The organism is Bacteroidota bacterium (assembly GCA_017303905.1).
Lineage (GTDB): Bacteria > Bacteroidota > Bacteroidia > B-17B0 > Aurantibacillaceae > JAHEYG01.
Map to the genome: position 1 here is coordinate 1069388 of JAFLBH010000001.1, position 25792 is coordinate 1095179.

Genomic DNA, 25792 nt, shown 5'->3' on the forward strand with positions numbered 1-25792 from the left:
AGTGAGTAATTTGGGTAGATATATACATAGTCTACCTTTACTTTATTAAAATTCATCCCATGAGAAAATTATGTTGGTCTCTTTTATCGGTTGGTTTATCGATTTTTTCTTTCGGTCAAAAAAACGCTATTGATTCTTTAGCCGGTTTTGATTTCGTTGGCGCGCAGGAACACGCTTCACACATGAAAACTGCCGTTGAGAAGTATAAGTTTATGGAACATGCTAAACGTACTTATGTTTACAGCAAGTTTCATGCTCACCAAAATGCATTAGTAGTGAATGCTGATGGTTCAGTTTCAAAAGGAATTGGTAATAACACGATTCAACAAGGTCCACAACCAGCAGGTTGTAGTAATATCGATTTTGAATCAGGTAACACTTCGGGTTGGACTGTAACCGGTGACAACCAAATTCAAACAACAGCCATGGGTAATGATCCTTTTGGAGGTTTCCCTAAAGTGAAGCCGGGCGGAAATTTTTCATTGCGACTAAACGATAATAATATTTCTGGGAAAGTAAATTTTACAGCGAGCGCTTCTCGTGTTATTCCTGTTACAGCTATTAATAATCAGTTTCAATTACATTTCGCGTTTTGTATTTTAAATTTCCCTCACCCGGGAAATGCAGCTGCAATTTTTAAAATCCAATTTTTAAATGCGGCAAATCAACCTTTATCATGTCCTAGTTTCTCTTGTTATTATGCAAATCCTCCGGGAGCTTTCGTAGGTATGCCTCCGGGAACTACTCAAACTTCACCACTCAATGGTGTTAATATCGGTAATCAATCTTACCCTGTTACTTATGTGCCTTGGCAAACGATTGCTATGGATCTTTCTCCATATAACGGTCAGAACATTACGGTTCGTATCGATTGTAACTGGTGTATTTATAATTACGATTGGGGATATTGTTACATTGATGCAGATTGTATGTCGGCAACTCCATCAGGTACTGTTTGTCCGGGACCATTGTGCGGACCTGCAGGTATGCAAAGCTATACTTGGACTCCACCAAGCGGACCTGTTGTAACAACCAGTTGTATTACAGCACTTGCTCCTGGAACTTATACTTGTGATTATACACCATTCGCAGCTTGTGCTGCAACAGCAAAAACAGCAACCTACTTAGTAACTCCTCCTCCTGCTTCAGGATTTACTTCAGCAAACGCATGTACATCGTATACATTTACTAATACAGGAGCAGGTGCTCCGGCAGTTCAAACATTTTCATTTGTCGGACCAAGTGCACCTGCATCATATACAACAACTGCGGCAACAAGCACTGTCGTCTTTCCGAGTTCAGCAACATATACGGTCTATCAAAATGTAGCGATAGGAACGTGTAACTCAACGGCCTCGATGGTCGTCACGCCGCCTCCGCCTCCCGACCCTGCGTTTACCACTCCAACGTACACGCAGTGTTTAAATGGAAATTCATTTACGTTTAATGCAATACAAGCAACGGGTACACATACCTATGATTTTAATCCTGTCGTCGGTGCACCGGCTAATGGAAGTACCAATAATTATGGACCAGTTAGTTTTACAGCTCCCGGTACATATACAGTAGGACATACCATTACAAATACAGGATGTACCGCAAGTACTACTTCAGTGATTACTATTAATCCGCATCCGGTGGCGGTTGCTGCGAATAACGGACCAATTTGTACCGGTTCAAATCTTACGTTTACCGGTAATGGTGGCGGAACTTATTCGTGGAGTGGTCCCGGTGGATTTACATCTGCCGTTCAAAATCCTACTATAACGTCTGCCACCCCTGCGGCAACCGGAGTTTATAATTTAACTGTAACTGTTGCAGGTTGTACAGGCACAACAAGCACGAATGCAACCGTAACTACCCCTACTGCTTCAGCTTCAAATACGGGGCCATATTGCGCAGGTGCAGGTATTCAATTAAATGCAGGTGCAGGTACAGCTTATAGTTGGACTGGACCTGGTGGGTATACTTCTAACTTACAAAACCCAACAATTGCCGGTTCTACCACAGCGATGAGCGGAACTTATGATGTTACCATTACAATTGGAAATTGTTTTGCTACGGCATCTACTTCGGTAACGGTTAACGCCTTGCCGCTTCCAAACCCAACTAATACCGGTGCTTATTGCGCAGGTGATGCGATATTATTAAATGTTGGCGCTTACAATACTTATACTTGGAGCGGACCGGGTGGATATGCTTCTAGTCAGCAAAATCCAACTATCTCTAATTCGGCTGTTTCAAACAGCGGTGCGTATACGGTTTTTGTTACAGACGCAAACGGTTGTATTAATAGTGCAGTAACAAATGTTGTGGTAAATCCTTTACCTGTAGTTACTGTGAATAATCCTGTGGTTTGTGAAAATGGTAATACTACATTAAGCGCAAATGGTGGAGCAACTTATGCCTGGAGTGGTCCTGGTGGATTTACTTCTGCATCTCAAAATGCATCTGTATTAAATGCTTCCTTGTCAAATGCAGGACAATACACCGTAGTTGTAACAAGTTCTGATGGATGTGTGAGTACTGGTTTCAGTAATCTAACGGTTAACCCATTACCTACGCCGGTAGCTATGATTAATAGTCCGATTTGTGTAAATAATATTTTAAACCTCAATGCAACAGGCGGTGTTAATTATCAATGGACTGGTCCGAACGGATTCTTTGCCAGCGTATCTAACCCAACTATTCAAGCGAATTCAACAAACTACACAGGAACATATAATGTAGTTGTAACAGATGCGAATGGCTGTACCGCTTCTACATCAGCTAATGCCACTGTAAATCCTTTACCAGTTCCTTCAATTGTTTCAGGACCAAACACAGGTTGTGCTCCAATTTGCGTTCAGTATACAGTTAATGCAGCTGCAGGAATTGCAAATGCGGCTTGGAATTTAGGTAACGGAAGTTCTGCTAACGGAATTAATTTCGCTGAAACCTGTTATGAAATTCCGGGTATCTACACTATTACTGCCGTAGTTACCGACCAAAATGGTTGTAGCGCGGAAGCAACTTATACAACAGAAGTTTATCCGAATCCGGTAGCTGATTTTAACCACGCTCCGATTAAGCCAATAATTAATATTGACGGTGATGTTGTGTTTACGGATGCTTCACACAGCGCAAACATTGTAAGCTGGAATTGGTTCTTTATGAATACAGCGCAGTATACATCGAACATGCAAAACCCAACTTTCTTGTATACCGAAGCAGGAACTTACGCTGTAGCCTTAGTAGTAAAAAGTGATCACGGTTGTATGGATACAATTGTAAGACCATTAGTAGTTGGTGAAGATTTCGGAATCTATGTTCCGAATGCGTTTACACCAAATGCGGATGGATTAAACGATGTATTCCAGCCAAAAGGATTTGGTATTGTAGAATATCAATTGCAAATTTTCGATCGTTGGGGTGAGAGAATCTTCACAACTAAGAAGTTTGAAGAGTCATGGGATGGACGTTACCAGGGTAGAGGTGATAAATCTGTAGAGCAAGGAACCTACACTTGGTTAATCAACGTGAAAGATGTGTTTGGTAAAGCACACGAATACAAAGGACATGTAACATTGATTCGATAATAAGTATTAATGATAAATAAAAAAAGCCACTCAATTTGAGTGGCTTTTTTGTTGAATGGAATTTTAAATATTACTCGCCTTTAAATTCAGGTTTACGTTTTTCTAAAAACGCTTTTACACCTTCATTATAATCATAAGAGGCAGCAGCTTCAGTTTGAATAAAACTTTCAAATTGTATTTGTTTATCGTAAGTATTATAAAAACTTTCGTTTAATAAACGTTTCGTTAGCCCGATACCTTTGGTTGGCATATCCGCAATACCTGCAGCGAATTTTAATGTGTCTGACATAAAAGTGGCATCTTCAAACACTTTATAAATCATGCCCATTTGTAAAGCATCGGCAGCCGAAACTTTATCGCCTGTAATCATTAAAGCGGATGCACGTTGTAAGCCAATTAATCGTGGTAAGAAAAAAGTTCCGCCGCTATCCGGAATTAATCCGATTTTACTAAATGCCTGAATAAAACTGGCCGACGAAGTTGCTGTAACAATATCGCAAGCTAAAGCAATGTTAGCACCGGCACCTGCCGCAACACCATTCACTGCGGCGATAATTGGTTTTTCAATTTTACGCAAACGCATTACAATCGGATTGTAATGTTCATCCACAATTTTTTTAATACCCGGACCATTTGGATCAATTGCTTCCGATAAATCTTGTCCGGCACAAAACGCTTTTCCGTTTCCGGTTAATACAATAGCGCGGCATTCTTTATCATTTTCAGCATCATCGAGTGCGGCGTGTAATTGCAAGGCCATTTCGCGATTGAAACTGTTGAACTTATCGGCACGGTTTAATGTGATAACCGTTACTTTATCTTTTTTTTCGGAGGTGATGAAATTCATAATTGTTTAGATATTGTTTTGTCAGTTCGAGCGTAGTCGAGAACTAAAAATCGTGACTCAATTGATTAGTTGCTTTCTGTAAAATTTCAAAAGCATTTTCTGCCATTAAATTTTCTTTATCAAGTGTTGGATTAATCTCAACCATTTCGAAGCAGCAGATTTTTTTACTCCGCATGATATAATAAATCAAGTTACCGGCTTCTTTTTCTGTAATACCATTTGGCACCGGTGTTCCTGTTCCGCTGGAGATACGTGAATCCATACTATCCACATCAAAGCTTACATAAATTAAATCACAGTGATCCAAATAATTTAGTGATTCGATGGCTACGCGCTCAACGGCTTTTTTGCGAATCTCTTGTAAATTGAAGACACGAATTTTATTTTTCTTAATAATATAATCTTCCTGCGGTTCATAATCACGAAGCGCTACAAATACTAAATCGTTTGGTTGAATTTTCGGCATGATGCCGCCTAAGTTTTTTAATTTTTCCCAATACTCTATGGTTTCGTCATCCGGTTTATTTTGCTGACGGTCTTTATTATCTTCTCCTAATACACAAGCCAAAGGCATTCCGTGCATATTACCACTTGGCGTTGTATACGGACTATGCAAATCGGCATGTGCATCAATCCAAATTACACCAAGTCGTTTTTGCGGGTAAGCCATACGAATACCGGAAATGGTTCCTAATGCAGAACTGTGATCGCCGGCTAATACAATTGGAACCTCATCCTTTGTAAGGATTTTTGAAATTTCCTTGGCTAAACGCTCATTCAGGTTGTAAATACCTTTAATACGCTTAGCATAATCGTTTACAACCGGCTCTAAAAGCAGGTTGTTTTCGTTCGGAATTTCAACGGTTTTAAATTTTTTAAAAAAGGGACTCCCGAAATCGAGGGCAGCTATCTTAATAGCGTCAATTCCCATACTGGCACCACGCGTTCCGGCACCAATTTCACTTTTAACTTCAACTATGCGGATAGGTTTTATCATTGCCTTCATATATTTTAGTTTCTTAACATACAGTTAAAGTAAATTACTTACTTTAGCCAAAATTTTTCAAAGTAACTCACTTACTTCTTTTAAAAATGGATAATGCATACGCCGATTTAATACACCAAACCTTTAATTTTCCTCAAGAAGGGTTTGATGTAAAAGATAACGAATTGTATTTCAATGATATACCTTTAATGGGAATTATCAAGCAATACGGAACTCCGTTAAAAATTACTTATTTACCAAAAATCAGCAGCCAAATTCAAAAAGCGAAACGTTTATTTAACGTCGCAATGGCTAAGGCCGATTATAAAGGCAAATACATTTATTGTTATTGCACCAAAAGCTCGCATTTTTCGTTTGTGCTGGATGAAATCCTTAAAAACGATGTTCATATCGAGACTTCCTCGGCTTATGATATCCAAATACTCAAAGAGCAATACAAAAAAAAGAAGCTTACCAAAGATACATATATTATTTGTAACGGGTATAAACGCACTCTGTACAAGCAGTATATCACCGAGTTGATTAATGATAATTTTAATGTAATTCCGGTTCTGGATCACTTGGATGAATTCGACTACTACAAGAAGCATGTGAAGGTAGATAAGTGCAAGCTCGGGATACGCATCAGCACCGAGGAAGAACCTTCCTTTGCTTTCTATTCATCACGCCTCGGTATTCGCTACACTGATATCATGAGCCTCTATAAGGAGAAGATACAGAGTAATCCGAAGTTCGAACTAAAGCTCCTGCACTTCTTCATCAATACCGGAATTAAGGATACTATTTATTATTGGACCGAATTAAACAAGTGTTTAAGTATCTACTTGGAATTAAAGAAGATATGTCCAACCCTTGACTCTTTAAACATCGGAGGGGGCATGCCAATTCGTACTTCTTTGGGGTTTGAATACGATTATGAGTATATGATTGAGGAGATTGTAGCTCAAATTAAGAACTTTTGTGTCCAAAATGAGATTGATGAACCTAACATTTTTACTGAATTCGGCTCATTTACTGTAGGTGAAAGCGGAGCAACTTTGTACTCTGTTGTTGATCAGAAAATGCAAAACGACCGCGAACGCTGGTACATGATTGATAGCTCTTTTATCACTACTTTACCGGATACCTGGGGGATTAATCAGCGTTTTATTTTGATGGCTATTAATCATTGGGATAAGCCGTATGTTCCGGTCAATTTGGGTGGCTTAACCTGCGATAGTATGGACTATTATAACAGTGAGGCGCACACCAATCAAGTATTCTTACCTAAGATTGAGAAAACCGAAAAACAACCTTTATATATTGGATTCTTTCACACAGGTGCCTACCAGGAAGCTTTAAGTGGTTACGGCGGAACGCAGCATTGTTTAATACCGGCGCCTAAGCACGTATTAATAGATAGGGAAGATGATGGTGAATTTACAACGCGTTTGTTCGCCAAAGAACAAAGCTATAAATCGATGTTAAAGATTTTAGGGTATTAATCCCGATAATACTTCCCTGGATGGAAAGGGAGACAAAATAAAAAACCGCGAGTATCTACTCGCGGTTTTTTTATAACCTGATATATTAAATCAAATTCTTACTGACGTTTGTGTAGCTTTTCGCTAGATACAGTTAATTTTTTACGACCTCTTTTACGACGTGCAGCTAACACGCGACGGCCATTGGCAGTTGCCATACGCTCACGAAATCCATGCTTATTTCTTCTCTTGCGTTGCGATGGTTGGAAAGTACGTTTCATTGTATATAAATTTTAAATGTTCTTTTTTTAAAATGGACTGCAAATATAAAGAGTTTTTGCTTTCCCACAAACAAAAGACTCAAATTTCGTTAAAATTGATCCAAAAACATCAATTTTAAGATTTTAGCCAACAAAATCAGGTACCTTTGAGCTCTTAAAATTACACAAATATGGCAAAAAGTCCTGCTGCAGGTACCCGTGGTAACCGAATGAGTAAAAGTGAGAAGGAAGAATTACCGAAGGCCAAATTTACGCTTGCCAACTTAAAGAAATCATTACGCTTATTCTCCTATTTGGGTCCGCACAAATGGAAATTTGTGTTGGGTATGTTCTTTTTATTCGGCACCGCCGGTGTTGGTTTATACTTCCCTTTAATTTCCGGTAAAATGTTTGGGTATTTCGGACAAACCGGAAAAAGTGTGGAACAAATGAATACCGAGTTAATCGACATCGGACAAATGCTCCTGTTGATTTTGGTAGTACAAGGTGTGTTTTCATTCGGACGTGTATTTATGTTTGCACAGGTTACCGAAAGTATTTTAAAAGGTTTGAGAACAGATTCGTTTAAACGCATCATTCAAATGCCAATGGAATTTTTCTCCCAAAATCAAGTAGCAGAATTAAGCAGCCGCATTGCAACTGATATTAATGTGGTTTCAGACGCGTTTACAGTTAACATCGCCGAATTAATCCGTCAGAGTATTGTTGGCTTGGGTGGATTGGTATTTATCATTTATTACACCTCTTGGGAAGTGGCGCAACTTTTTTTAATTATCATTCCTCCACTCATTGTTATTGCACTTGTTTTTGGAAAGAAAATCAGAGGATACTCTAAACAATTTCAGGATAAAATTGCGCAGAGTAATGTTATCGTTGGCGAAGCATTAACGGGAATTGCGAATGTAAAATCATTCACCAATGAAACATTTGAAATTAATCGCTACACAGCCAATACGGAAGAAGTAAGAAAGTTTGGATTGAAATTCGGAATTTTCAGAGGTTCGTTTTTTGCTTTTGTGGTGACATTTATTTTTGGCGCTGTGTTTTTTATTTTGTGGCGAATGCTCTTATTAAAAAACAGCGGTGAAATTACAGCGGAAGAGTTTGGTAAATTTTTGATGCTTTCCTTATTCGTGGCAGGTTCATTAGGTGGATTGCCGGATCAGATTGCTTCCATTCAGCGAGCGATGGGCGCCAACGAACGTATTTTTGAATTGATTGATGGTAACATTGAAAAAATAAATTTAGAAGAGAAAAAATCTAATCTCGAAAGATTAAAAGGAGAAATTGAATTTAAGAATATCAATTTCACTTACCCTACACGAAAAGATTTTGAAGTATTAAAAGATGTATCGTTTAAAATTGAACCGGGACAAACATTAGCATTAGTAGGAAGCAGCGGTAGCGGTAAATCAACCATTGCCTCTATGGTTTTGCGTTTTTACGAACCAACGGCCGGCAGCTATACCATCGATGGTAAAAAATCGACCGACTATGAGTTAACGGCTTTGCGTGATCAAATGGCGATTGTACCGCAGGATGTATTGTTATTCGGAGGAAGTATTAAAGAAAACATTTTGTACGGTAAGCCGGATGCCAGCATGGATGAAATTATTGAAGCTGCTAAAAAAGCGAATGCTTACGATTTCATCATGAGCTTCCCTGAAAAATTTGAAACGGTAGTTGGCGACAGAGGTATACAATTATCAGGCGGACAAAGACAGCGTGTAGCTATTGCGCGTGCTGTATTGAAGAACCCAAGCATTTTAATTTTAGATGAAGCTACGAGCAGTTTGGATGCAGAAAGCGAAAGATTAGTGCAAGAAGCTTTAGATAAATTAATGGTTGGACGTACATCCATTGTAATTGCACACCGCTTATCTACCATTAAAAATGCCGACAAGATTGTGGTGTTACACAAAGGGGAAGTAAAAGAAACCGGTACGCACCACGACTTAATCGCCAATGAAAACGGCTTTTACTACAAGCTGAACAAAATGCAATTAGAGTGGGTGAAGGATTAGTTTTTTCCTGACTTAAATCATTCGTATTCTAGCGAACTTTATTTAACTTTAGGGTAATAAATTGACACCGGTGCTAAAGCGACTCTGCATATTTTTTCTTTTACCATTTTATACTTTTTCTCAAGGGGTTGTAACCGGAGATACAATTTCTACGACCATTTTTTACAATAATATTAAAGACACTTTAATGCCTTTTGTTGCTAAGGCTACGACAAGTTGTGACATTGATATTGATGCTGATAATGTGAGCGATGTGAGATTTCTTTATGCTCATTCTAGTTCTCCATCTCACAGTAGTTTTACAAAATCAGTTTTATCATTGAGTAATATAGAGTACGCATATATATCAAACAGTTCATATGCAGATACAATTCCAATAGGCGCAACGGTTAGTAATCTATATAATTGGAAAAATTATACCATCTCGCTTTACTACAGTTTTTCAGGACCACCACCACCCTGGGGCCCCGGTAATGTTCAGTATGGTTCATTTAAGACAAATAATAATTATTTAGGATTTAGAAAAATTTATCCAAATGATACTCTATATGGTTGGATATTATTGGATGCCAGTACCACAATCAAGATTAAATCGATTGTAATTGAAAAAAAATGTAATGCATTTCCAGATATTCAAATTAGTACTACCAATACAATATTGTGTGTTGGTGAAACGGCTACATTAATTGCCAGCGGAATGACTACATATACTTGGTCCACAGTTTCAACAAACAGTGCAATTGTTGTTAATCCAACTTTAACGACCAGTTACACAGTTAATGGTACAAACGGAGTGGGATGTATAAAATCGGCTGCTATAACTGTTACTGTGGATGCCTGCATCGGAATACAAGAGTATAACAAAGCTGATATTTCAATTTATCCCAACCCGGCAAATAAATCAGTAAGCGTGATTCCGCCGGATAATTATTCTCAAAATTTTGAAATTTCTATAATAAATAGTTTAGGTGAAATAGTATTAAGGACTAGCTGCACTAATCAAATAGATGTGAGCGCCTTAAGTAACGGGATTTATAATTTGCAGATAGTTTCAAGTGAAGCAATAATCACAAAGAAAATTGTAATCCAACATTAAGCAAACCCTAATTCTTTTCTCACGATCGCTAATTTTTCTTGAGCTATTTTTTTGGCTTTGTTTTCTCCAATGCTTAACTCTTCTTCCAGTTTCGTAGGATGACTCATCAACTCATTGAATAATTGGCGTTGCTCGCCAAATTTTTCCAATATCAATTCAAACAAAGCATTTTTTGCATGGCCATAACCAAAGCCACCCTTTACATAATTTTGTCGGAGACTTTCTGTTTGTTCGGCGCTTCCTAATAATTGATATAATTTAAATACGTTACACGTGTCAGGATTTTTCGGCTCTTCCAATGGTGTACTGTCTGTTACAATTCCGCCCACCACTTTTTTCAATTCTTTCTCCGGAAGGAAAATATTAATGAAGTTGTTGTACGACTTACTCATTTTTTGTCCGTCGGTACCCGGTACTATCATTACACGCTCATCAATTAATGCTTCCGGAATCACGAAAATTTCTTTGCCTAATTTATTATTAAACGCGCTTGCAATATCACGCGTCATTTCCAAATGTTGCAATTGATCTTTCCCCACCGGCACAAAATTCGCATCATACAAAATAATATCTGCAGCCATTAAAACCGGATAAGTAAACAATCCTGAATTCACATCAGCTAAACGATTGCTCTTGTCTTTAAACGAATGCGCGTTTGCTAACATCGGGTATGGCGTAAAGCAATTCAAATACCAGGTTAATTCACACACTTCCGTAACACGACTCTGGCGGTAAAACATGTTTTTAGTAGTATCGAACCCAAAAGCTAACCAAGTTGCAGCAACCGCTTTTGTACTATTAATAATAAACTGCGGATCTTTCACCGAGGTTAAAGTATGCAAATCGGCAATAAAGAATAAAGATTCATTTTTAGGATTTTTACTTAATTCGATTGCCGGTAAAATAGCACCTAATATGTTTCCTAAATGCGGAACATTGGTACTTTGTATGCCTGTTAATATGCGTGCCATAATTGACTGTAAAAATACAATTTTACCTGTATAAACCGGCATTGACATTAATTTAGTAACTTAGCCTTTTGAATTTTATCAATGAAAACACTTTATCAATACACCCTTATGCCGCTTTGGAAAGTGTGGTTTATCTTGTGTTTTTCAATTCCTTTCTTAATCCTATACCCACTGTTTTATATTGCTTTCATCACAAAACAGTTGAGGTTTGCGTATGCTCTCAAAAAAGTATGGGCATTTTTAATTGTTCTTTTTGCGGGTATTATTCCTGTAATCAAGTATAGAAAGAAATTTAAATGGCCGCACAAATGTGTTGTGGTATCTAATCACACATCATATCTCGATATTTGTTTGAGCGTGTTTTACATGAAACATACGGCTTTGTTTATGGGGAAGGTGGAGCTTTTAAAAGCACCTTTATTCGGAAAGTTTTTTAAATACATGGATATTCCTGTTAATCGAAAAAGCAATACAGGTTCGCATAGGGCTTTGCAACAAGCGGGAGAGAAAATTGAGCAAGGCTTTGGCATGGTTATTTATCCAGAAGGCACCATTTCTAACGAAGGGAAACTGCGAAATTTTAAAAACGGCGCGTTTAAACTGGCTATCGAAAAACAAGTACCGATTATACCTGTCGTGAACATTAATAACTGGCAATTGTTACAGAACGGAGGTTTTTTTAAAGCCAATGGACGTCCGGGGATTGCCAGGGTTATTGTAGGTGCACCCATTTCTACTAAAGGGATGACAGAAGAAAATTTAGTAGATTTGCGTACACAGGTTCATGAATTTATAAAAACCGAATTAGATAAATATTATGGCACAGAAGATTGATATTAAAATGGTGGATGAAATTGCGCACTTAGCTCGTTTAGAATTTAACGATGAAGCGAAGGGCGAAATTTTGAACGACATGAACCGCATGTTAGCTTTCGTTGACAAATTAAATGAACTGGATACGGATAAAGTAGAGCCATTAATTTACATGACCGATGAAAAAAACGTGTTACGTGAAGATGATGTGAAAGTAACACTTACACAGGATGAAGCCTTAAAGAATGCACCGAAGCGCGACTCCGATTACTTCAAAGTTCCTAAGGTGATTGATCAAAATCAATAATGCTTACTAATAAAACAGAAGTTCCGATTCGTTTTAGCGAAGTAGATTCCTTACGTGTGGTATGGCACGGACATTACGTTAAATTTTTTGAAGACGGGCGCGAAGCTTTTGGAAGAGAATACGGATTAACTTATCTGGATGTATATGATGCGGATGGATTAGCCGTTCCGATTGTAGATGTTCAAGCGCAATATAAAAGACCATTAGAATACGGCGATTCGGCCATTATTGAAACAGTATTCGTTAATTCAGCGGCGGCAAAAATAATTTTCAATTTTAAGATTTACAGTGCAAAGCATGGTTATTTAGCCTGTGAAGGACAAACCACGCAAGTATTTATGAATCCCGTTACAAAAGAATTGTATATCACCAATCCGCCTTACTTCGAAGCCTGGAAGAAAAAAGTGGGATTATTGTAAATATTTTTCAGCCACTAAAGCACGAAGACACCAAAACTCACCAAATTACATACGCTGTTTTGTGTTTTTGTGATTTGGTGGCAATATAAGTGGTATAAAAATCCGTGTTATCTGAGGCACAAATTCCGCCAATCAATTCGTGAATATTTGTGTCATTCGTGACTAACATTACCGTAGAGAAGTTTATGTTTTTTAGTAGCGTGTCATTTCGAGCGATAGCGATAAATCTGTTTCTGCGTATTAGGCTTGGTTGAGGTTAAAATTAAATTTCAACCCTAGCAAAGTACTTCAAGCTAAACTCAGGGTTTTTGTGTTTTTGGATTTGGTGGCGTTACCTTTTTTTTGCCACTAATGCACGAAGACACCAAAACTCACCATGGAGAATGTTGAGATTTTTATTTACACTTAATCATTTCTTGTTAAGTGTTATATGTTTAATGTTGAAATAATTAACATATAACAAAAAATGAAAAATGTTCAATAAGTAGTCGTTGCTAGAACACAATAAACTCTTCGGGGTTAATGGGCAGACCGTTATGCCATAACTCGAAATGAAGATGCGGTCCCTTACTTGTTTCTCCTGAATTTCCAATTACTGCAATAGGCTCACCGGATTGAACACGCTCGCCCATCTTTTTTAAAACTTCAGAATTGTGCTTATAAATGCTAATTAAATTATTGTCGTGTTGTATGTGAATAATATGTCCGTCGGCAGGAGTAAAGCCCACGTAAATTACCGTTCCGTCGAGCGTAGATTTAATCAGTTCGTCTTTCTTTGCTACCACATCAACACCGTAATGTTCTTCGGATGCATTTAAAGAAGTAGTGATTATTCCTTTTACCGGACAGAAAAATAAATACTGTGCCAAGGCATTTTTTTTAACAGTAGTTCCTGCAAACTGTAAAGAGGCAGGTTCATTCTCTACATCTTTTCTAAACTGCACATCACTCTCACTTGGTTTTGTATTTACCTTTTGAAATTTACCACTGGTATCTTTCGTTGGTTTTTCCGGTTTACCTTCCGTCTTCCCTTCCAAAACATTCACGAGGTTTTTAATATACCAATCCCGTGCGGCAACAGATTGCTCGATAGAGTCGGCCTTAAGGCTAAGATTTAACAAACTTTTGCGTTCTGCTACGTCGCCATAGCCCGGAATATACTCGCGTAGGGATGTAAAAGCCACTAAACTAATCACCAAAGTGGTCATAATAATGGTTACAGCACTAATGGCTATTATTAAACCTAAAGGTGAAAGTCGTAGCGAAAACTTCTCTCCAAATGTTGTATCGTTCAGTATTACAAGACGATACTTGTTCTTTAACTGATCGGTAAGAAGCTTCCAGCGGCTATGTTTCTTTTCTGCCAATGGCTCAAATATCAGAAAAATATCTTTTTCTTTAAGAAACTTGCAAGACGAAAATAGTTTCCATAGTTTTGTACCCGAATTTTAAAAGATGACTCCCGAAGAAAAAATACTTAAAGGCGCACAAGAACTATTTTTTAAGTATGGTATCAGAAGTGTGACCATGGATGATATAGCCAAAAATCTTGGTATGTCTAAAAAAACCATTTATCAGTACTTTAAAGAAAAGGAGGAGATAATTCATAGCCTTATGAAATGTGATGTTGATAATCATCAATGCGCGTTTCGTATGATTCATGAAGAAACCGGAAATGTAGTTGAAGAGGTTTTTGAAATGATGAAACGAATGGCTGAAATTTTTGGAAAAGTAAATCCACTTATGTTTTATGAACTTCAACGCTATTATCCTCAAACTTGGAAACTGATAAAGGACTTTAAAACAAATTTTGTTCAGAAAATGGTGGAGTCAAGTTTGGAAAAAGGAAAAAAGGATGGACTTGTTCGCCAAGACGTAAACGTAAAAGTTTTGGCAAGGTTAAGAATGGAAGAAATTGAAATGGCTTTTAATCCTAATATTTATCCACCTGATAAATTTAATGTAGTGGATGTGCAACTTTCACTGGCCGAACATTTTTTATACGGGGTTTGCATATTAAAGGGACATAAACTAATTAATAAATACAAAGAATTAAACGAAGACGAATAATATTTATGAATAGCATGTTTAATAAATTAAAAACAACAGTAGCGGTTTTAGTGATGGCTTTAAGTGCCAATTCACAAACCGCACAACCCGCCGATTTTTCATTGCAAGCGGCTATCGATTATGCCATTAAGCATAACGCGAATTATTTAAATGCCGAGTTGGATGTGAAAATGAATGAGTATAAACGCAAAGAAATTACAGGTATAGGCTTACCGCAAATTAGCGGAAGCGTTGATTACAAAGATTACTTTGAGTTACCAACCTCTTTATTACCTGGTCAGTTTTTCGGTGCGCCTCCCGGAACGTTTATTCCTGTAAAGTTTGGTGTGCAATATAACATGCAAGCCGGTGGTACAATTTCTCAATTGTTATTTAGCAGCGATTATATTGTCGGATTAAAAGCCGCAAAAGAGTTAAAGATTTTATCGGAGAAAAATTTATCAAGAACAAAAGTTGAAACTATTGTTACCATTACAAAAGCGTATTACACTACTTTAATTAATCGAGAACGCTTAAAGACTTTAGATGCAAACATTGTTCGTCTAAAGAAATTATTTGATGATACAAAGGCATTGAATCAAAATGGTTTCGTAGAGAAAATTGATGTCGATCGTTTAGAGCTTGCTTACAATAATCTAACAATTGAAAAGGAAAAAATCGAACGTTTAGTAGGTGTATCTGAAACCTTATTAAAATTTCAAATGGGTTACGATTTAAAACAACCTATTAATTTAACCGACGAAATTAAAGCCGATCAATTGCAAGACATAGAATTGCTTAGCGATACAAAAGTGAATTATGAAGCACGTCAGGAATATGCCTTATTACAAAGCCAGGAGAAATTAAATAAACTAGAATTAAAAAGGTACAAGTTACAGTATCTTCCTACCTTGGCGGCCTATGCTTCCTACTTACAACAAGCGCAACGCTCGAAGTTTGATTTTTTGGATTTCGATCAGAAATGGTACCCAATCGGTTTGTTTGGTGTAACAATGAATGTTCCAATTTTCAGTGGCGGACAAAGATATTATAAAGTAAAGCAAGCGCAAGTGAACTTAGCTAAAACGAATAATTCATTAATGAATTTAAAGTCGGCCATCGAACTGGAAGTGAATATTGCATCCATCTCCTATAAAAACGCCTTCGCTTCCTTATTAACCCAAAAGAAAAATCGAGAATTAGCTACTTCCATTTTTGAAACTGCTAAAAAGAAGTATGAAGCGGGTGTAGGTTCAAATCTCGAAGTAGTAACTGCGGAAACATCACTTAAAGAAGCCGAAACGAATTATCTAAACGCCGTATATGATTTAATTATCGCAAAAGCTGATTTAGACAAAGCACTTGGAAATATAAAGTAAGGCACTTAGTGTTAAAATAAAACAAGCCAAATGAAATTTATAATTAACCTTGCAATTTTAATCACAGCGATGCTTTTAGTTTCCTGTGGAGGGGGGCATAAAACCGTTAGTCCTGTTAAGAAGGATTTGGTACAAGCAGTGTATGCTTCCGGAAAAGTTTTCCCGGTTGGTTATTATAAGTTACAAGCCAAGTACCCTGGTTACGTGAAAGCTATTTATGTAAAGCCTGGAGATTTAATTAAAAAAGGAGATACGCTTATTGCTATTCGAAACGATCAGGTTGATTTTGCGGCAGAGTCGGCCAAAAATTTGATGAACCTGGCGCAAAAAAATGCAGGGAGTAATTCAGATTACATCAGTATTTATCAGAATGATTTAAACGCTGCAGCTACAAAGCTTAAGCTAGATTCATTAAATTTTGTTCGCTTTTCTCAATTAATAAAGGAAAACGCAACCACACAATTACAATTTGATCAGGCTAAGGTGCAGTATGAAATATCAAAGGCAAATTATTACAAGGCTACTGATGCGTTGAATAATATTGCAGATAAGGCTTCTGTCGAAGCGCAAAACGCGCGAATTAATTACGAAACGCAATTGTCGTCAAAAAGTGATTTTGTCATTATAGCTGAACAAAGTGGTAAAGTGTTTAATGTGGATGTAAAAATTGGCGAGTTGGTAAATCAACAACGTATGCTGATGGAAATCGGAAGAACCGATGGATTTGAAGTTGAATTAAATATTGATGAAACGGATGTTGAGCTTGTAAAGGCCGGACAAAAAATTATTTATGAAGCAGACGCATTCAAGAATAACGAGAAGTTTGAAGGTGAAGTAGTAGAAAATTATTTAAGTATAAATCCTATTAATAAAACAGCTAAAGTGCTTTCTACTATTTCATTTCATCCTGAACATAAAGTCTATTCAGGCATGTCAGTGGAAGCAAATATTATCATTGAGAAAAGAGCCAATGTTTTGGTGATTCCGCGTGAATATGTTTTTGACTTTAATAAAGTAAAAGTAAAGGGCAAGGAAGAGCCTATCGTTATTAAAAAGGGTATTGAAGATTTAGAATTTGTTGAGGTATTATCTGGATTGTCTGAATCAGATATTCTTGAGAATCCTGTAAAGTAAATGAAAGCAAAGTCACCAAATATTAAAATAGCATTGATTCATTTGTTGTCTAAAAAACGGCAAACGATTGTTGCTATGCTGGGTGTAACTTTTGGCATTGCTATTTTTATTTTTCAGGCAGGTTTAATGTCCGGTTTTCAAACGGTGTTTATTGAACAAACCATAAATACAACTGCAAACATTCGTATTTATAACGAGCCCGACAAAGATCGTCACAGTATTTTAGAAAATGCCGGCAAAAAAGAAAATGAGTGGGTTGTTATCCGGAATCAAAAAGTTAAGGATGAGCAACCAAAGGTTAAGAACGGCTATCAAATAATTAAGCAACTGGAACAACATCCTGAGATAGCAGGAGTGTCGCCTTTCTTAGGCTCGCAAGCTATTTTCCGTTTGGGTATTGCACAATCTTCCGGAAGAGTTTCAGGTGTTAATATTGAGAAGGAGAATTTGCTGTTTGATCTTTCTGAAAATACTGTGGAAGGAAATATTCTCAATTTGCAAAATACGCCTAATGGTTTAATCCTCGGAATTGGCTTAGCTGAATTGTTGGGTGCAAAACTGGGCGATAACATCACAGTGGTTTCCCCTAAAGGTGTTGAACTGATTTTAAAGGTGGTTGGAATTCATCGTTCAGGAATTGTTGAGGTAGATAAAACACGCGCATTCGTGAACTTAAGAAGCGCACAGCAGTTGTTGCAAGTGGATGGATCTTATCTCACCGATATTAATATTAAACTTAAAAACATAGATAAAGCGGAGCAACTTTCTAAAGAGTTTACAAATCGTTATGGTTTTCCGGCACAAAACTGGAAGGATGCGAACGCGAATATTTTTGGTGTATTCAAAATTCAAAACATGATTACAGTTTTGGTTATTCTTTCAATTCTAGTCGTATCGGGCTTCGGCATCTTTAATATTTTGATGATGATTATTTATGAAAAGATGCAGGATATCGCCATCCTAAAAGCTATTGGTTATAAAGACCGAGATATCAGGACTATTTTTTTATCGGAGTCTTTAATAATCGGTTTTTTTGGAGGCATACTGGGATTACTTCTTGGTTTTACCTTGCAGGAAATTGTAGGAAGCATACGAATGAACGTAAAAGGATTTGTAGCCATGGAACATTTACAATTTAATCAGTCACCATATTTTTTCGCTTTCGCTTTTGTGTTTGGAATGATTGTTACGGCAATAGCAGGATATATGCCGGCTCGTAAAGCGAGTAAAATTGACCCGGTGGATATAATAAGAAGTAAGTAATGGAAGCTATTTTGGAAACAAAACAATTATCAAAATTCTTTTACGACCCTGTGGAGTTTCAGGCGTTGAAGAATGTTGATTTACAAATTCCAAAGGGACAATTTGCTTCTATTATGGGTTCTTCGGGTAGCGGAAAATCAACTTTACTCTATGTATTAAGTACGTTGGATACTCAATACAAAGGACATTTATTTTTGGATGGCGAAGATTTAAGCTTAAAAAGTAAAAACGATTTGGCGGAAATACGAAATGAAAAAATCGGATTCGTTTTTCAGTTTCATTATTTACTCCCTGAGTTCACTGTTTTAGAAAATGTAATGTTACCCGCTTTGAAATTAGCCAAACTCGATCAAAAACAAATTGAGGAGAACGCCATGAGCAAATTAAGAATGTTGGGATTGGAGGATCAGGCGCTGAAAAAAGCAAACAAACTTTCGGGTGGACAACAACAACGTGCAGCCATTGCAAGAGCTTTAATTAACGAACCGAAAATAATTTTTGGTGATGAGCCAACCGGAAATCTTGATTCGAAGAATGCAGATATAGTATTTGAAATTTTAAAGGAACTGAAAGAGAAATATCAACAAACAATTTTAATAGTAACACACGATAACAATTTTGCAAACAAAACAGACAGAATAATAAGGCTTCACGACGGTGAAGTGGTAAATTGAGAATTATGGAATATTCATGTACTTAGATACAAACAAAAGTAGAAAGTAACATAGCTAAACCATAAGACCTTTAAAAAATATCTACATATGAAAAAAACGATAATAAATATAAAATCTATAAAAATGAAAAAAGTTGTTTTATTAATGGCGATTACAGCTATGATTGCTTCTTGTTCGCAACCTGATAAGAAGACTCAATTGGAAACGTTGAAAGCTGAGCATGAAAAGTTAACCAAGCAAATCGAAACTTTGGAAGCTGAAATCAAGAAGGATATGGGAGATTCTGTGGAGGTAAAATCTAATTTGGTAGAGGTTTTAACTGTAAGTCCTGAAATTTTCTCAACGTACATCGATGTGCAAGGTAAAGTGGATGCAGATGAAAATGTTTCCTTATCGAGTGAAATGCCGGGTACAGTTACAAAAATCAGTGTAAAAGTGGGTGATGAGGTTTCAAAAGGGCAGGTTTTAGCTGAAACTGACAGCCGCGCTATTCAACAAAGCATTTCTGATTTACAGACGAACATGGATTTAGTGAATCAGTTGTATGAAAAGCAAAAAAATCTTTGGGAACAAAAAATCGGAACAGAAGTTCAGTTTTTACAAGCAAAAACCAATAAGGAAAGCTTAGAGAAGAAAATGGCAACATTGCAGGAACAATTACGTATGTCAAAAATTATTTCTCCTATTGATGGAACAGTAGATGCGGTTGACATCAAAGTTGGAAACGCGATTGCTCCGGGTATTCCTGCGATTCGTGTTATCAATTTCGCGAATTTGAAGGTAAAAGCAGAGTTAGCTGAATCATACGCGGGAAGAGTAAAGAAAAATGATATCGCAAAAATTTATTTCCCTGACTTAAATGATTCACTTGAGTCGAAAGTTAATTATGCTTCTCGCGCAATTAATCCAATGTCACGCACATTTACCGCTGAAGTATTGTTGGATAACAAAAAGGAATACCATCCAAATATGGTAACTCGCTTAAAAATTAATGATTATGTTTCTCCGCAACCAGTTGTAGTAATTCCGGTTCGTGTGATTCAAAATTCAACGACAGGCGAAAGATATGTTTATGTTGTAAAGGATGATAAAGCAGTAAAATCAGTAATTAAAACGGGTCGCGAGTATAATGGAAAAGTGGAAGTAAAAGAAGGTTTAGCAGCTGGTGACTTACTGGTTACACTTGGTTTTGAAAACGTGAACGAAGGAGATAAAGTAGTTTATAATAAATAATTGACGACTGCTTAAATAATATATTATTATGAAAGATAAATTTAAAGAGTTTGGTCCCTCCAGTTGGGCCATCGATAATAAGATAACCGTATACATTCTCACAATAATTATTTCGATAGTTGGTGTGATGTCATATATCGGTTTACCTAAGGAAAGTTTTCCTGATATCACTGTTCCTACCATTTTCGTTAACACAGTTAATGCAGGAAACTCACCAACAAACATTGAGAATACTATTACCAAACCGATTGAGAAAAAATTAAAGTCGGTGTCAGGCATAAAAAAGGTAACAAGTACTTCTTTACAAGATGTGTCGGTAGTTGTAATTGAGTTTAACACGGATATTAATCCTGACAAGGCAAAGCAAAAGGTGAAGGACGCAGTGGATGAAGCCCGCACTGACTTACCACAAACCCTAACGCGTGAGCCAATGATTAAGGAGATTGCTTTCTCCGAAATTCCAATCATGTACATTAACATCGCCGGTGCTTATGATTTGAAAAAATTAAAGCAGTATGCCGAAGATTTACAAGATCGAATTGAAGGTCTGCGTGAAATCAACGAAGCAAAAATGGTGGGTGATTTGGAAAGAGAAATTCAAATCAATCTTGATATGTATAAAATGCAAGCGTCTCAGTTAACATTAGGAGATATTCAGCGCGCATTAGGTTCGGAAAACTTATCAATTACTTTAGGAAGCGTTCCAATGGATGGAATGAAACGTACTTTAAGTATTAAAAACGAATTTAAAGAAGTTGAGGAGTTAAAAAATATTGTGATTACTTCTCAAAGCGGCGCTAAAGCTTACTTAAAAGATTTTGCAGAAGTAATTGATTCATTTAAGGAACAGGAAAGTTTTTCAAGCAGTAAAGGAAAAAATGTAATTACCTTAAATGTTATCAAACGTCCCGGAGAAAATCTAATCGAAGCTTCTGAAAAAATTCGTGAGATTATTAAGGACATGAAGGAGAAAGAGTTTCCGAACGGACTTGAAATTTCAATTACAGGAGATCAATCCGATAAAACGGAAGTTACCTTACACGATTTGATTAATACAATTATCATCGGATTTATTTTGGTAACCTTTATCTTAATGTTCTTCATGGGTGTAACTAATGCGTTATTTGTGGCGCTATCAGTGCCGCTTTCCATGTTTATTGCTTTCATGATCATGCCTGGCATAGGATTTACCATGAACATGATTGTATTATTCGCCTTCTTATTGGCGCTCGGTATTGTGGTAGATGATGCAATTGTAGTTATTGAGAATACGCATCGCTTATTCGAAAATGGAAAGCGCGACATTAAAACTGCTGCAAAAATGGCGGCAGGCGAAGTGTTTTTGCCGGTGTTATCCGGTACACTTACAACTTTAGCACCGTTTATCCCATTAGCATTTTGGAAAGGTATCATCGGTAAGTTTATGTTCTTTATGCCAATAACACTCATTATTTCATTGTTGGCATCTCTCTTTGTGGCATACATTATCAATCCGGTGTTTGCAGTTGATTTCATGAAACCGCATCACGAGGAAGAAAAAGAATTTGGAAAAATTTCTAAGAAGGGATGGAGATTAATTATAGTTTACGCAGTGGTAGCAATCATCGCGCACATTAATAATCATCCGGCTATTGGTAACTTGGTTATTTTCTTAGGATTATTTATGGTAACCCATCGTTTGATTTTGTATAAGGTTATTAATGCCTGGCAGAATAAAACGTGGCCTGCGTTTCAACGTGCCTACACAAAATTCTTACATTGGAATTTAGCGAAGCCGTATCGTCCGGTTGTAATTGTATTAGCAAGTTTTGTTTTAGCTATTATGTTATTTGCCGCGCGTCAACCAAAAGTAGTGTTCTTCCCGCAAGGTGATCCAAACAATGTTTTTGTTTACGTAAAATTACCTGTTGGTACAGATCCTGTTTATACCAATCAGATTATGCGTAAGGTGGAAGCGAAAGTAGATTCGGTGATTGGAAAGGATAATCCGGTTGTGGAATCAATTATTACTAACGTAACCATTGGTGTAACTGATCCTCAAGATCAAGATCAAAATGCTTACCCCAACCGTGGTAAGATTGCGATTAATTTCGTTCGCTTTGGTTTAAGAAATGGCGAGTCTACTGCCAAATATTTAAATGCTTTGCAGAATATGAAGTGGAATATTCCGGGGGCAGATATTTCTGCCAATCAGGAGCAGGCTGGTCCTCCAACTTCCAAACCAATCAATATCGAAATACGTGGTGATAAGTTAGAAGATCTTATTTCAACAGCTAATCATTTAAAAAGATTTTTGGATGATCAGAAAATTGAAGGTGTGATGGAGTTGAAAAAGGATATTGAGGATAATAAACCGGAGATTGTTTTTGACATCGATCGTGAGCGCGCTAATCGTGAAGGAATTATGACCGGTCAAATTGCAATGGAAATTCGTGGTGCCGTATTCGGTGCGGAAGCAACAAAGTTCAGAGATGCCGATGATGAGTATCCTGTACAGTTAAGATACAAATATGATCAGCGAATTGATATTGAAACCATCAAAAATTTAAAAATCACTTTTCGTGATATGAATATGGGTGGTATGTTACGCAGTATTCCTTTATCGTCGGTGTGCGATATCCGTTATGCTCAAACTTACGGTGGTATTAAGCGCAAAAACTTCAAGCGTGTGATTACATTGGCATCTGATGTAAAACAAGGTTATAATGCGAATGAAGTGGTAGCGAAAGTACAGCGTGCGGCGGCAATGTATAATCCGGTTGGAAATGTAGAAGTAGCATTCACAGGTGAACAGGAAGAACAGAAAGAAACCGGTTCATTTTTATTAGGTGCCTTAGGAATTTCATTTGGATTGATGCTCTTAATTTTAGTAATGCAGTTTAACGCATTCGGTAAACCTGTTATTATCATGACAGAAATATTCTTCAGTATCATTGGTGTGCTATTAGGGACTGCCATTTTTAAAATGGACATGAGTATTGTAATGACCGGTGTAGGTATTATTGCTTTAGGTGGTATTGCAGTACGCAATGGAATTTTATTGGTAGAGTTTGCTGAAATGGAACGTGCAAGAGGAGTTAGTTTATGGGAGGCAACTGTGGAAGCAGGTCGTACCCGTATGACTCCGGTAATCTTAACCGCAACTGCAGCCATTTTAGGATTAATTCCATTAGCAGTTGGTTTAAATATTGATTTTGAAGGTTTGTTTACAAACTTTAGTCCGAATATTTATTTTGGCGGTGATAACGTTACATTCTGGGGACCATTATCGTGGACAATGATATTTGGTTTAGCTTTTGCGACAGTAATTACATTAGTTGTGGTTCCTGCCATGTACTTAATGGCTGAAAGATTAAAACGCAAAGCTGTTATAATTTTAAATCATTTTGAATTACCTGTGATCTTGATGTATGTACCGTTTTTCATCTTGATATGCCGTATTATCTTACGCATGAAGAAGGTGAAATTAGAGTACGGTAACTTGGATTACTAGAATTTAACATTCAGACAGCGTTTATTTTTGTAAGTTTGGTTAAGAATTTCGTATGCGATTTCTTAACCAAACTTTTTTATTTATAGTCGTTTTATTGCTCGCCGTTTCTTGTGAGGAGGAGAAAATTGTCGAGAAAAAGGTCGTTAAGGTAAAAATTGTACAAGATGTAGATATCTCGGTAAAAAAGGAGATCTTCTCTCTTCTCACCAAACGAATTAATTACACTACGCTGGCTCTTTTGGATGATACGATTAGAACGATGGAGTACATCCTTCCGCAATTTGAAATTACTGCACCTTATTTCACGCAAAAAGCAAAATGGAAACCATTAGCGGACACTTTAATTAGCATTTTCAAGGATGCGCGTTATTATGGTTTAATTCCGGACGATTATCATTATAATAAAATCAAAGAATTATCCGAAACCTGGTTTAATGCTAAAGATAGCGTTTATGATGCTTTTGCCATTGCACGTGCTGAAATATTATTAATGGATGCGTGTTATAAATTTGGCGCACATTTGAATAAAGGAAGATTTTATCCGGATAGTTTAATGTTGGAGTGGAATCCAAAGAAGCTGGATAGTAATTGGGTAAGTATTATTAATCATGGTTTACAAACAGGAAACATTCGCGCTGCGTTTGATTCATTAGAGCCTCAACATGAAGGTTATAAATTTCTGAAAGTAGAATTGAAGAAATTCATTCTCGAGAACGATAGTTTGCAATGGGATTCAATTTCCTTCACCAACGTGACGGATACAGTTTTGTTTTATCAACAACTAAAGAGAAGATTGATGATTACAGGAGAGTATGACAGTTTGGTGAAAGGAAATGACAGTGTGAAAATTGCGAAGGCGATAAAGAAGTTTCAGCCAAAGTTTAATTTAGAGCCTGACGGGAAACTGGGTAAGTATACGCGACAAGCATTAGGTTACGATAAAGAAAAAATAATCCGTCAGATGGAAATGGCTTTAGAGAGATGGCGATGGGAACCAAGAGAATTTCCAAAAAAATATTTTTGGGTAAATATCCCAAGTGCCGATTTACACATTTGGGAATATGACAAGAAAGAAAAGAGGGATACTTTAGTATTAAAGTCCAATGTGGTTGTTGGGAAACCGGAAACACCAACACCACACGCAGTAAAGAGTAAAATCAATTATATGTTGGTGTATCCATATTGGAATGTACCTTATAGTATTGCATGGAAGGAAATATTACCCATGGTGCAACGCGATACAAGTTATTTGAGAAAGAAGGGTTTTGAGTGTGTAGATTATAAGGGAAGGGTAATGGATATTTCAAAAATGAAGTGGAAGAAGTACAGTAAAGATTATTTACCATTTAAATTCCGACAAAGAATTGGTGGAGATAATAGTTTGGGTATTTGTAAGTTTAATTTTCATAATAAGTACGGTATTTACATGCACGATACAAACAGCAAGAAGTACTTTAAAACATTTTATCGTTATCAAAGTCATGGTTGTATACGTTTGGAAAAATTTATTGAAACGGCTAAGTTTTTAATTCGCGATGATACATTGAAATTGCCGTATGATACGTTGATGGAGTATTTTTTAACACCGGTGCAACGACAAATAAGCATTAAGAAACCGGTTCCGATTTTCGTAAAATATTATACCGTTCGTGCCGATGATTCTACCGGCTTACATATGTATATTGACATATACAGACGTGATGAAAAAATGATGAAAATGTTGTATAAATAAAAAGCCCCGCATTAAGCGGGGCTTTTTAAA

Annotated in this window: 20 protein-coding genes; 15 read left to right on the forward strand and 5 right to left on the reverse strand. The window is 36.9% G+C overall.

The genetic code is table 11. From position 1 onward, the window contains the following. Nucleotides 1–59 precede the first annotated feature (59 nt). Nucleotides 60–3578, forward strand: a complete 3519-nt coding sequence (locus J0L69_04565; protein MBN8692444.1) for a gliding motility-associated C-terminal domain-containing protein — start codon at nucleotides 60–62, stop codon at nucleotides 3576–3578. 70 nt (nucleotides 3579–3648) lie between these two features. On the opposite strand, the gene J0L69_04570 is transcribed toward J0L69_04565, so the two are convergent. Both J0L69_04570 and rocF read right to left on the reverse strand, forming a co-directional pair. Then, on the reverse strand, nucleotides 3649–4425 hold the full coding sequence (locus tag J0L69_04570) for a 2-(1,2-epoxy-1,2-dihydrophenyl)acetyl-CoA isomerase (protein MBN8692445.1): 777 nt from the start codon (nucleotides 4423–4425) through the stop codon (nucleotides 3649–3651). Nucleotides 4426–4468: 43 nt separating this feature from the next. Further along, on the reverse strand, nucleotides 4469–5422 hold the full coding sequence (rocF, locus tag J0L69_04575) for an arginase (protein MBN8692446.1): 954 nt from the start codon (nucleotides 5420–5422) through the stop codon (nucleotides 4469–4471). Between the two features lie 95 nt (nucleotides 5423–5517). On the opposite strand from rocF, the gene J0L69_04580 reads away from it, so the two are divergent. Beyond that, nucleotides 5518–6915 carry an arginine decarboxylase gene (locus tag J0L69_04580; protein ID MBN8692447.1) on the forward strand — a complete coding sequence of 466 codons (1398 nt, stop codon included), beginning with the start codon at nucleotides 5518–5520 and terminating at the stop codon, nucleotides 6913–6915. A gap of 98 nt (nucleotides 6916–7013) precedes the next feature. Here J0L69_04580 and rpmH read toward each other — a convergent pair whose 3' ends face one another. Continuing rightward, nucleotides 7014–7175 carry a 50S ribosomal protein L34 gene (gene rpmH / locus J0L69_04585; GenBank protein ID MBN8692448.1) on the reverse strand — a complete coding sequence of 54 codons (162 nt, stop codon included), beginning with the start codon at nucleotides 7173–7175 and terminating at the stop codon, nucleotides 7014–7016. Nucleotides 7176–7384: 209 nt separating this feature from the next. Between rpmH and J0L69_04590 the strand changes: the two genes are divergently transcribed. Both J0L69_04590 and J0L69_04595 read left to right on the forward strand, forming a co-directional pair. After that, entirely contained in the window at nucleotides 7385–9199 is a 1815-nt protein-coding gene (locus J0L69_04590) for an ATP-binding cassette domain-containing protein (protein MBN8692449.1), read from the forward strand. A 70-nt stretch (nucleotides 9200–9269) separates the two neighbouring features. Then, nucleotides 9270–10295, forward strand: coding sequence for a T9SS type A sorting domain-containing protein (locus J0L69_04595; protein ID MBN8692450.1), 1026 nt, complete (start codon nucleotides 9270–9272; stop codon nucleotides 10293–10295). Here the strand turns inward: J0L69_04595 and trpS are convergent. Continuing rightward, nucleotides 10292–11266, reverse strand: coding sequence for a tryptophan--tRNA ligase (gene trpS / locus J0L69_04600; protein MBN8692451.1), 975 nt, complete (start codon nucleotides 11264–11266; stop codon nucleotides 10292–10294). The genes J0L69_04595 and trpS overlap by 4 nt on opposite strands. Before the next feature lie 81 nt (nucleotides 11267–11347). Between trpS and J0L69_04605 the strand changes: the two genes are divergently transcribed. Genes J0L69_04605 through J0L69_04615 form a run of 3 tightly spaced genes read left to right on the forward strand, consistent with a single transcriptional unit; the run spans nucleotide 11348 to nucleotide 12805 of the window. Continuing rightward, nucleotides 11348–12100, forward strand: a complete 753-nt coding sequence (locus J0L69_04605) for a 1-acyl-sn-glycerol-3-phosphate acyltransferase (GenBank protein MBN8692452.1) — start codon at nucleotides 11348–11350, stop codon at nucleotides 12098–12100. Next, complete coding sequence (gene gatC, locus J0L69_04610) at nucleotides 12084–12386, forward strand: Asp-tRNA(Asn)/Glu-tRNA(Gln) amidotransferase subunit GatC (GenBank protein MBN8692453.1); 303 nt, start codon at nucleotides 12084–12086, stop codon at nucleotides 12384–12386. The genes J0L69_04605 and gatC overlap by 17 nt, the downstream gene beginning before the upstream one ends. Next, the gene (locus tag J0L69_04615) at nucleotides 12386–12805 is read left to right on the forward strand and encodes an acyl-CoA thioesterase (protein MBN8692454.1); all 420 of its coding nucleotides are present in this window, start codon (nucleotides 12386–12388) and stop codon (nucleotides 12803–12805) included. The genes gatC and J0L69_04615 overlap by 1 nt, the downstream gene beginning before the upstream one ends. A gap of 494 nt (nucleotides 12806–13299) precedes the next feature. Here the strand turns inward: J0L69_04615 and J0L69_04620 are convergent, their stop codons facing one another. Beyond that, a complete protein-coding gene (locus tag J0L69_04620) occupies nucleotides 13300–14172 on the reverse strand; it encodes a M23 family metallopeptidase (protein MBN8692455.1) in 873 nt (290 codons plus the stop codon). An 88-nt stretch (nucleotides 14173–14260) separates the two neighbouring features. Here J0L69_04620 and J0L69_04625 point away from each other — a divergent pair, with 88 nt between their 5' ends. The 8 genes from J0L69_04625 to J0L69_04660 all read left to right on the forward strand — a co-directional run bounded on the left by J0L69_04625 (nucleotide 14261) and on the right by J0L69_04660 (nucleotide 25762). Next, nucleotides 14261–14875, forward strand: coding sequence for a TetR/AcrR family transcriptional regulator (locus J0L69_04625; GenBank protein ID MBN8692456.1), 615 nt, complete (start codon nucleotides 14261–14263; stop codon nucleotides 14873–14875). A 14-nt stretch (nucleotides 14876–14889) separates the two neighbouring features. After that, on the forward strand, nucleotides 14890–16233 hold the full coding sequence (locus tag J0L69_04630; GenBank protein ID MBN8692457.1) for a TolC family protein: 1344 nt from the start codon (nucleotides 14890–14892) through the stop codon (nucleotides 16231–16233). 30 nt (nucleotides 16234–16263) lie between these two features. Continuing rightward, nucleotides 16264–17367 carry an efflux RND transporter periplasmic adaptor subunit gene (locus tag J0L69_04635; GenBank protein ID MBN8692458.1) on the forward strand — a complete coding sequence of 368 codons (1104 nt, stop codon included), beginning with the start codon at nucleotides 16264–16266 and terminating at the stop codon, nucleotides 17365–17367. Then, the gene (locus tag J0L69_04640) at nucleotides 17368–18630 is read left to right on the forward strand and encodes an ABC transporter permease (protein MBN8692459.1); all 1263 of its coding nucleotides are present in this window, start codon (nucleotides 17368–17370) and stop codon (nucleotides 18628–18630) included. Continuing rightward, nucleotides 18630–19304: an ABC transporter ATP-binding protein gene (locus J0L69_04645; GenBank protein ID MBN8692460.1), complete on the forward strand. Its 675-nt coding sequence runs from the start codon at nucleotides 18630–18632 to the stop codon at nucleotides 19302–19304. The genes J0L69_04640 and J0L69_04645 overlap by 1 nt, the downstream gene beginning before the upstream one ends. A 123-nt stretch (nucleotides 19305–19427) precedes the next feature. Next, nucleotides 19428–20537: an efflux RND transporter periplasmic adaptor subunit gene (locus tag J0L69_04650; GenBank protein MBN8692461.1), complete on the forward strand. Its 1110-nt coding sequence runs from the start codon at nucleotides 19428–19430 to the stop codon at nucleotides 20535–20537. 28 nt (nucleotides 20538–20565) lie between these two features. Next, entirely contained in the window at nucleotides 20566–24030 is a 3465-nt protein-coding gene (locus tag J0L69_04655; GenBank protein MBN8692462.1) for an efflux RND transporter permease subunit, read from the forward strand. Nucleotides 24031–24082: 52 nt separating this feature from the next. Then, nucleotides 24083–25762, forward strand: a complete 1680-nt coding sequence (locus tag J0L69_04660) for a L,D-transpeptidase family protein (protein MBN8692463.1) — start codon at nucleotides 24083–24085, stop codon at nucleotides 25760–25762. Nucleotides 25763–25792 lie beyond the last annotated feature (30 nt).

Bases quoted from the DNA above. Each gene is read 5' to 3' on its own strand.
- rocF (MBN8692446.1), bottom strand. From the start codon at position 5,422: ATGATAAAACCTATCCGCATAGTTGAAGTTAAAAGTGAAATTGGTGCC.
- J0L69_04570 (MBN8692445.1), bottom strand. From the start codon at position 4,425: ATGAATTTCATCACCTCCGAAAAAAAAGATAAAGTAACGGTTATCACA.
- J0L69_04650 (MBN8692461.1), top strand. From the start codon at position 19,428: ATGAAAAAAGTTGTTTTATTAATGGCGATTACAGCTATGATTGCTTCT.
- J0L69_04660 (MBN8692463.1), top strand. From the start codon at position 24,083: ATGCGATTTCTTAACCAAACTTTTTTATTTATAGTCGTTTTATTGCTC.
- J0L69_04640 (MBN8692459.1), top strand. From the start codon at position 17,368: ATGAAAGCAAAGTCACCAAATATTAAAATAGCATTGATTCATTTGTTG.
- J0L69_04605 (MBN8692452.1), top strand. From the start codon at position 11,348: ATGAAAACACTTTATCAATACACCCTTATGCCGCTTTGGAAAGTGTGG.
- J0L69_04615 (MBN8692454.1), top strand. From the start codon at position 12,386: ATGCTTACTAATAAAACAGAAGTTCCGATTCGTTTTAGCGAAGTAGAT.
- J0L69_04590 (MBN8692449.1), top strand. From the start codon at position 7,385: ATGAGTAAAAGTGAGAAGGAAGAATTACCGAAGGCCAAATTTACGCTT.
- trpS (MBN8692451.1), bottom strand. From the start codon at position 11,266: ATGGCACGCATATTAACAGGCATACAAAGTACCAATGTTCCGCATTTA.
- J0L69_04565 (MBN8692444.1), top strand. From the start codon at position 60: ATGAGAAAATTATGTTGGTCTCTTTTATCGGTTGGTTTATCGATTTTT.
- rpmH (MBN8692448.1), bottom strand. From the start codon at position 7,175: ATGAAACGTACTTTCCAACCATCGCAACGCAAGAGAAGAAATAAGCAT.
- J0L69_04625 (MBN8692456.1), top strand. From the start codon at position 14,261: ATGACTCCCGAAGAAAAAATACTTAAAGGCGCACAAGAACTATTTTTT.
- J0L69_04630 (MBN8692457.1), top strand. From the start codon at position 14,890: ATGTTTAATAAATTAAAAACAACAGTAGCGGTTTTAGTGATGGCTTTA.
- J0L69_04645 (MBN8692460.1), top strand. From the start codon at position 18,630: ATGGAAGCTATTTTGGAAACAAAACAATTATCAAAATTCTTTTACGAC.
- J0L69_04580 (MBN8692447.1), top strand. From the start codon at position 5,518: ATGGATAATGCATACGCCGATTTAATACACCAAACCTTTAATTTTCCT.
- gatC (MBN8692453.1), top strand. From the start codon at position 12,084: ATGGCACAGAAGATTGATATTAAAATGGTGGATGAAATTGCGCACTTA.
- J0L69_04655 (MBN8692462.1), top strand. From the start codon at position 20,566: ATGAAAGATAAATTTAAAGAGTTTGGTCCCTCCAGTTGGGCCATCGAT.
- J0L69_04635 (MBN8692458.1), top strand. From the start codon at position 16,264: ATGAAATTTATAATTAACCTTGCAATTTTAATCACAGCGATGCTTTTA.